Origin of the sequence: Streptomyces sp. NPDC048483 (assembly GCF_040651455.1) — a bacterium.
Lineage (GTDB): Bacteria > Actinomycetota > Actinomycetes > Streptomycetales > Streptomycetaceae > Streptomyces.
In genome coordinates this window covers 1-7,595 of sequence record NZ_JBEZJZ010000202.1, presented here as the reverse complement: position 1 = coordinate 7,595, position 7,595 = coordinate 1, and the positions used below count along the sequence as shown (strand labels likewise).

The window sequence follows — 7,595 nt, the reverse complement described above, 5'->3', positions numbered from 1 at the left end:
GAGTTGCCTGCGCGTCACGATCCTCTTCCTACCAAATCCGCCTTCCAGACGGATCCGAATCGGCAAGATTGATCACGACATCACACAGGCCCTAGTACGAGTAGAAGCCCGACCCCGACTTCCGCCCCAGCCGCCCCGCGTCCACCATGCGTGCCAGCAGCGGGGGAGCGGCGTACAGCGGCTCCTTGTACTCCTCGTACATGCTGACGATGTGGGTGACTAGTGCTCTGACCTGCGGTTGGGGGGCCCGCTCGGGGCCTGCGCGGCACCCAGGGACTTCTCAGGGACATTCGGTTGTGGATCTTGATCGAACCACTCGTCCATAGCGGCGAGGCGTGCCCGAGCCACTCCGACACGCTGACGATTGACTCGCCTGCCTCAAGCTGGGTACTCGCGTACGTGTGCCGGAGAACGTGGAACATGTCCGCGCGCGCGAGAGTTCGTAGACGGGGTACCGCCGGATGCGGCCTCCGTGCGTCGTGACCTTCTCGCCGGTCGCCTTCAGTACCCCGGCCGCCGCGAGTGCGGGCCGCCAGCTCCGCTTGTTCCACATTGAGGGGTTGATGCGATTGCCCTGCGAGGTGCCCAGGACCAGCCGGACGGTGATCGGTTTGCGCTGTCGTGCTTCCAGCTCGGTCGTCGGTGGCTCGGGGTTGCGCCAAGGGAGTGTGCAGGCGACCGAAGGGAAGGGGCGCAGGTGGTCCTGGACACGCTTGGCGAGGTTGGGGGAGAGGGGAGAGTCTCGCGGTTTGCCGCCCTTCGGCAGGCAGAAGTACGGCCTTCCCTTGGAGTCCCACCGCAGCTGTCGGCTGATGTGTACGACGCCGGCATCGAAGTCCTCCTCGCTGAGGCCGAACGCCTCACCCTGGCGAAGGCCGAGGCCGACACCGACATCCACCGCGATGTGGTACCGGTCTTGGAGGCCCGCCCGGACGGAATCCACGGTTGACCTGGACCATGCCGTGGCCCTCTTCTTCGAGGGTTTGGGAGCCTTGACCGTACGGTGGGCCTTGCAGGGATTCTTGATCAGGCGGCCGTCGTCTACGGCAGCTTCGAGGATCGTGGACAGGTGGGTCCAGATCACCTGGGCCGTGGACGCCTCGACCCGAGTCAGGAGCTGGGGCGTCCAGACGCGCAGCGCGGCAGCGTCGATGTCCCGGAGCGCCGGCCACCGCTGCCGCTCGTCCAGATGCGGGAACAACACCGCGAACCTCACGGCGAGTTGACCACGAACCTCATCGGAGACACCCCTACCAGACCAACGAGCCGAATCACGTGGAGCAACACGTTGATTCTCTGCGAGCCCTTGGAGGCCGGCACACTTCAGGCCTGTCCCGGACCGGCCGCCGCGACGGCCACCTTGTCGTCCGGCTTCCCGGCATCAGGGGCGAAGGAAGCGGCGGTTGCCTCGGCGGTGCGACGGGCCCACCGTCCGGTCGTGAGCAGACCGAGGGCGAACACCGCGACGCCGCAGCCGGTGATGATCCACCATCCCGGATGGCTCGCCTCGGCGAGCCCGGTGTGCAGGGAGCCGTGCAGATTCGACGTCACCACCGAACCGACCACGGCCACGCCGAGCGCCTGGCCCACCTGCCGGCTGGTGGAGATGATGCCTGCTGCCACCCCGGCCTGCTCCGTGGGCATACCGGACATCGCGGTGTTGGTGATCGGAGGGTTCTGCATGCCGAACCCGAGACCGAAGACCGCGTAGACCACGAGCAGCCATACCAGAGCGGTCCCGTTGTCCAGGCTCGTCTGCACGACGGCGGCCAGGGTGATCGCGATACCCGCGATCACCAGCGGAAGCCGTGGCCCACGCTGCGCCACCATCTGGCCCGAGCGGGGGGAGATCAGCAGCGACATCGCCGCGATCGGCAGTGTGCACAGCCCCGCTTCAAGGGCGGACATACCGCGCACATTCTGCAGGTAGAGCGGGTTGATGAACAGGAAGCCGCTCATCGCGCCCATCCCGCACACCGCGACCACGCTCGCTCCGCTGAACGGCACGCTCTTGAAGAACCGCAGCTCGACCAACGGCTCGTGGCGGCGCCGCTCGTATGCGATCAGTACGCCCAGCGCCACCGCGGACACCGCGAACAGGGCAATGATCCTCGGCGATGTCCAGCCCGCCTCCCGGCCCTCGATCGTCGCGTAGATCAGCGAGGCCAACAGGACGATGACGAGCAGTTGCCCGACCGGGTCGAAGCGACGTGCCCTGGCTGCCTTGGACTCCGGAACGAAGATCTGGCACAGCACAATGGCCAGCGCGCCGATCGGGACGTTGATCCAGAAGATCGCCCGCCAGCCCAGCGAATCCACCAGCGCTCCGCCGACGACCGGCCCGAGAGCCGTGCTGACTCCCATGACGCCCGCCCACATACCGATGGCGCGGGCCCGCTCCGCCCTGTCCGTGAAGGTGTTCGTGATGATGGCCATCGCGACCGGATTCAGCATCGAACCGCCGACCGCCTGCACCATACGGAAGACGATCAGCCAGCCGAGGCTGGGGGCGATGCTGCACAAGAGAGAGCCGACGGTGAATACCGCGAGGCCGATCTGAAAGGTGCGCCGACGGCCTATCCGGTCGGCGGTCGATCCCGAGAGCATGAGCAGGCTCGCGAGAACGAGCAGATACGCGTCGACGGTCCATTGCAATCCGGCCATCGGCGCATGCATGCTGGTGGAGATCTGCGGTAGCGCGATATTGACGATCGAGCTGTCCAGGCTGACGATCAGCAAGCTCATGCAGCAGATCGTCAGGACCAGTACGCGGCGCCGGCGGCTGAGTTCCGTCATGTGATTCCTCCCGTTTCCGCCTGGGGCTTTCAGCTGGCCAGCTTGTTGACCAGGGCGGTGGCGTCGTCACCCGGCAGGCGGACTCCGAAGACTTCGTCCAGCACCTTGGGAACCTCGGTCGGCTCCAGCTGACGGGTCTCGTGGGCACCGTCGGGCCGGGTCACGGTCAGCGTGGTGCCGGTGAGGTCGTAGCGGGCATCCGGCTGCGGCTGCTGGACCAGCAGATGGCGGACGAAACGTGAACCCGGGTGCGTCGAGCGGTGGTAGTTCACCATGTCGTAGTCCACCGCGTAGCGGGGGTCGAGGGTGAAGCTGAAGAGGTCGTACCAGCCGTCCTCGCGGAGCGTGTACAGCACCCATTCCTCGTTGCCCGTCACGCCGGTCTGTCGCGCGAGCCTGTAGTGCCAGCCTCCCTGGAGGACTTCGTTGCCGTCCGTGATCTCGATCGGTTCCAGCGGGCCCATGTCCCCGAAGCCGATGTCACACAGATACGACTGACCGGTGATCGGCGCATCCGGCAGCTCGACCTTCAGCAGGGCGTGCGTGGCCGGGCGCAGGCCGGCGTCCATACGGGCACGGCCCGAGAGCCCGGTGACCTTGAACCCCAGCCTTTCCAGGACCGCGGCGAAGAGAACGGTCTGCTCCAGGCAGTAGCCGCCTCGCGAGCGGGTCACCAGCTTGTCGTGCACCGAGTCGAGATCCAGCTGGACGGTCCGGCCCAGCTGGATGTCGACGTTCTCGAACGGAATCGTCGCCACGTGCGCCCACTGCAGGGCCCGCAGGGTTTCCAAGGCCGGGGTCCGCGGGCCGTCGAAACCTATCCGCGCGAAGTAGGAGTCGAGATCGACCTGCTCGCCGTTCCAGCCGTATGCGCTGTCTGTGTTCACGCTTCCTCCAAGTGCCTTTACGCAGCGAGAACAAGACTCCAGGAGGTGGGTACATAACCACAAATGCAATCTCGGAACTTATAAAATGCACGGCATGCATGCGAAACTCGATCTGAACCTCCTGGTGGCCCTCGACGCCCTGCTGGAGGAGTGCTCGGTCACCAGGGCGGCGGCCCGACTGCGTATCACCGAGCCCGCGATGAGCCGCACCCTCGGACGTATCCGCCGGGTGCTCGGCGACCCGGTGCTGGTACGCGCCGGCCACACGATGCAGCCGACGCCGCACGCCGTGGCCATCGCAGCGGAGGTGCATGCGCTGGTCCAACGGGCGTACACGGTGCTCGCGCCGACGGCGGAACTCGATCTGGGCAGCCTGGAACGCACCTTCACGATCGTCGCGAACGATGCGGTGGTGACCTCCGTGGGAGACCACCTCGTCTCCCGCGTGGGCTCGCAAGCGCACGGCGTGACCCTGCGCTTCCTGGCGGAACTGGCGGGCGACAGTTCACGGTTGCGCGAGGGCACCACGGATCTGGAGATAGGGGTGATCCGTGCCGCCGCCCCCGAGATCCGCACCGAGCAACTCGCCGAGGACCATCACGTCCTGCTCATGCGCGATGACAACCCCCTGGCCGAAGGCGAACTGACCGCAAAACGGCTGGCCGGCGCCCGGCACATCGTCACCTCTCGGCGAGGCCGCATGAACGGGCCCATCGACAACGCGCTCTCCGACCTGGGACTCAGCCGACGAGTCGTCGCCACCGCCCCCACCTTCGCTGCGACGATGCTGCTTCTCATGGGATCGGACAGCTTCGTCTCCCTCGTGCCCCGGCTCCATCACCGCCGCACGGCCCAGGCACTCGGCCTGACCCTGCGTGACATCCCCCTGGACCTACCACCCGTGCACGTCACCCAGGCATGGCACCCGCGCGATGATGCCGACGCCGCCCATGTCTGGCTCCGCCGCCAGGTGCGCGAATCGGTCCGGGCGATGCTGAAGTGAAGCCCTGAACTTGCCTTGTCCGTAACGGACTTACGCTGCGGCGCCCAGCGCAGTGATCCCTTGCGTGCTCCTGGCGGGCCCGGTGCCGGCGGCCGGTGGGGACGATGGCCGCGGGATGTGCGACAACATCCCGGATCAGGTCAGGTCAGTCTCCCAGAGGTCTCCGACATCGGTGCCGTGTCTGGGATCGGCCACACGCGGGCCTTGGGCGCGGAAGCGCACGGGAAGGCTGACACCCTTGTCGCCGAGCGACGGGAGAGGGATGGCTGTCACCTTGTCCTTCGGGCCGAACTTGTCGAACAGGGCAGCGGCCCGAGCCGGTGACGAGCAGGCGTAGACTCGGAACCAGGCGTAAGGGCGGATGCCATCCTCGGGTTTCGCGTCGGTATCGAACATCGTCCCGTCCGCGTAGCAGTCGTTCAACTCATGGTCGCTGCTGTCCAGGTGGCGGTTGTCGTCAAAGACCACCCAGTCGGGCGGCATGTCCTCAATGGTGGGCAGGGCCGCGTCGGCCTCTGCGGCTGTCATGATCCTTGGGCCGTCGGTCCTGCCGTCGCCCCCTGTGCTGTCCCGTGGCGTCGGCTGTCCACCTTCCCGGGCCTCGGTCGCCTGGGGCTGAGTTTTCGGCCCGTTGTCGGCGGTGATGATCTGTACCCCGCCGTACACGCCGAGCACGACCAGAGCCAGCAGCAGTGCGGCCGCGAAGGCTGGGCCCAGTGTTATGTGGTTGTGCCTCAACTGGCTGCCCGTGATGACGACGCTTCCGGTGGTCTGTTGTACGGGTGCGTGAAGCTGGACGGCGAGGCGATCAGCGAACTGGGAGTCGCCGCTGATTTCGTCAGCAATGGCGGCTTGGACATCACGGCGGGCAGCGGGATCGTCAGGTGAGGCGTTCAAGCTGTCCAGAGCGGCGCGACCGCGAGCGGAGCGGTTCAACCTGTCTTGCGTGAGCTGGGATGCCGCCGTGCTGGCTGCGTCTCCCAGAGCGGTGAACAGGGCCTGCGCGGCCATTGCCGCCAAGTCGGTCTGGTTCGCTTGACACCCCCATGTGTCATGTCAGTCCTGACATTGTCGCCATGTGCGCGACATGCCGCGACTCCTTCATGAGACCAGCCGTGGCTCCGGGGGCGACCGGCTCGCTCTGCGGCTTTGACGAGCCGGGGACGAGCTGCGGTCAGACCGTGTGGGCGGATGCCTCTGACACTCACAGGGTGGGGCGCGTGGCCTGTCCCCGGCCGTTGGTGACTTTCCGGGGGCGGGGAACGACATGGAGCGCCAGGTCGAGCCGCTTGTCCATGTCGACTTGGAAGGTGCCGTATCAGGGCGTGCGTCGGAAGTGCTCTAGGTTGGCTCACGTGAGCGCTCGGGGGCGGAGTTACCGATATGTCGGACCAGTCGAGCTGAAGGGTGCGGTCCGGCCTGGCAGCGGCGGGTGCCGGATCAGCTCGGCGGCTGAGTTCGGCGGCTGGATCGCTGAGCGATCGGCGGCGGAGCTGGCCGAACCGTTCACCTTTGTGGTGGGCATGGACGGTGTGCTTCGGCTGGCGCCGCGGCGAAGCGAGCACGTGGCCTGTGCCGGCGGAGCCATGGTGATGAGTGCCGGCGAGATCGGCTTCGTGCGTGAGGCGGACCGGTGGGCCGTGAGCGAGGTCAGCAACCAGTCCACCGGGTACTGCCCGGACGTCATCTCCTGGCCGGTAGTCGCTCGTGCTCTGGACGATGTAGGGCTCCGGCGGCCCTCCGGCTTCACCCATGAGGTGGTGTTCCGGCGGTGCCCCGACTGCCAGGAACACAGCATCGTGCGCGAGGACGACTTCGTCTGCGTCTTTTGCGGCAGCGATCTGCCGGAGACGTGGAACGTGGATCCCACTGGGTGACGACCGAGGATCACAGCCACTCGTTGATGGCTGCGACGAGGACGGTCGCCTCGTAGCGGACCGCGAGCTTGTCGTATCGCGTGGCGACGGCGCGGTGCCTCTTGAGGCGGTTGATCCCGCACTCGACCGCGTGGCGCTCGCGGTAGTCGGTCGGTTCGAAATGTGGCGGTCGGCCGCCGCGGGAGCCGAGCTTCTGGCGGTTGCGCGCCTGGTCGACCTTGTCCGGGATGGTGCAGCGGATTCCGCGGCGGCGCAGGTAGGCGCGAATCTTGCGGGAGGCGTACGCCTTGTCCGCGCGGACCCGATCGGGACGGACGCGTGGCCGACCCGGTCCGATGCGGGGCACGCGGACTTTCTCCAGTACGGGTTCGAACTGCGGCGAGTCCCCGCGCTGCCCGGCCGTGATCACAATCGACATGGGCTTCTGGCTCTGCTCGACGGCCGGGTGCGGCTTGGTGGTGAACCCGCCGCGCGAGCGTCCCAGTCCGTGATCACCAGGTTCGGTGAACATACCGCCCGGTGGTTCCTTCTGCAGGTCACCCCGCTTGCGGGCTCCGGCCGCATGCTGATGGGCGCGGCGCGCTGTGGAGTCGACGCTCAGGTCCCCACGTGATCGCACCCGCCGCGTCGGCCAGGGACTGGAGCCCGGTAAGGATCCGATGCCAGGTGCCGTTTCGCTGCCATCGGCGGAACAGGTCGTAGATCCGGCCCCACGGTCCGTACTCGACGGGCACGTCCCGCCACGGCACACCGGTCCGGACCCGGAACCGTATGCCGTCGATCAGCTGCCGCCGGGACCAGACAGGCGACCGGCCCGCTCTCACCCCCTTCGGTAACAACGGTTCCAACGCCGCCCACTGTTCATCCGTGAGATCTCCCCGCCCCATGGACTGTGGCCATTCACAGCTCAAGATCAACTTTCGATACACCCCCTAGCAGTCGATCACGCTCACCGGATCGTGCCTCCGTGCAGACCACGCTGGTCGTCCGAGACTGCGCGGATGAGGGTCCCGCGGGGGTACGGAGAGCCAC

Annotated in this window: 7 protein-coding genes and 1 pseudogene; 3 read left to right on the top strand and 5 right to left on the bottom strand. The window is 67.0% G+C overall.

The genetic code is table 11. The annotated features are described in order from the left end of the window. Positions 1-91: 91 nt before the first annotated feature. Positions 92-205 (bottom strand): annotated as a pseudogene (locus tag AB0D04_RS41815) (3-hydroxyacyl-CoA dehydrogenase family protein); the annotation flags it as partial. A gap of 492 nt (positions 206-697) precedes the next feature. Between AB0D04_RS41815 and AB0D04_RS41810 the strand changes: the two are divergent. Further along, positions 698-949 (top strand): hypothetical protein, encoded by a 252-nt coding sequence (locus AB0D04_RS41810; protein ID WP_362712653.1) that lies wholly within the window; start codon positions 698-700, stop codon positions 947-949. A 374-nt stretch (positions 950-1,323) separates the two neighbouring features. Here the strand turns inward: AB0D04_RS41810 and AB0D04_RS41805 are convergent, their stop codons facing one another. Further along, positions 1,324-2,796, bottom strand: a complete 1,473-nt coding sequence (locus tag AB0D04_RS41805) for an MFS transporter (RefSeq protein WP_362712652.1) — start codon at positions 2,794-2,796, stop codon at positions 1,324-1,326. Between the two features lie 29 nt (positions 2,797-2,825). Continuing rightward, positions 2,826-3,683 (bottom strand): arylamine N-acetyltransferase, encoded by an 858-nt coding sequence (locus AB0D04_RS41800; RefSeq protein WP_362712651.1) that lies wholly within the window; start codon positions 3,681-3,683, stop codon positions 2,826-2,828. A 94-nt stretch (positions 3,684-3,777) separates the two neighbouring features. Between AB0D04_RS41800 and AB0D04_RS41795 the strand changes: the two genes are divergently transcribed. Further along, complete coding sequence (locus AB0D04_RS41795) at positions 3,778-4,686, top strand: LysR family transcriptional regulator (RefSeq protein ID WP_362712650.1); 909 nt, start codon at positions 3,778-3,780, stop codon at positions 4,684-4,686. A 135-nt stretch (positions 4,687-4,821) separates the two neighbouring features. On the opposite strand, the gene AB0D04_RS41790 is transcribed toward AB0D04_RS41795, so the two are convergent. Next, positions 4,822-5,697 carry a hypothetical protein gene (locus AB0D04_RS41790; RefSeq protein ID WP_362712649.1) on the bottom strand — a complete coding sequence of 292 codons (876 nt, stop codon included), beginning with the start codon at positions 5,695-5,697 and terminating at the stop codon, positions 4,822-4,824. A 344-nt stretch (positions 5,698-6,041) separates the two neighbouring features. Here AB0D04_RS41790 and AB0D04_RS41785 point away from each other — a divergent pair, with 344 nt between their 5' ends. Next, complete coding sequence (locus tag AB0D04_RS41785) at positions 6,042-6,563, top strand: hypothetical protein (RefSeq protein ID WP_362712648.1); 522 nt, start codon at positions 6,042-6,044, stop codon at positions 6,561-6,563. Between the two features lie 10 nt (positions 6,564-6,573). Here the strand turns inward: AB0D04_RS41785 and AB0D04_RS41780 are convergent. Beyond that, positions 6,574-7,450, bottom strand: a protein-coding gene (locus AB0D04_RS41780) for an IS5 family transposase (RefSeq protein WP_362712647.1) whose coding sequence is annotated in 2 segments (ribosomal slippage) — positions 6,574-7,165 and positions 7,164-7,450 — 879 coding nt in all. Because the reading frame shifts where the segments join, the coding sequence is not laid out codon by codon here. Positions 7,451-7,595 lie beyond the last annotated feature (145 nt).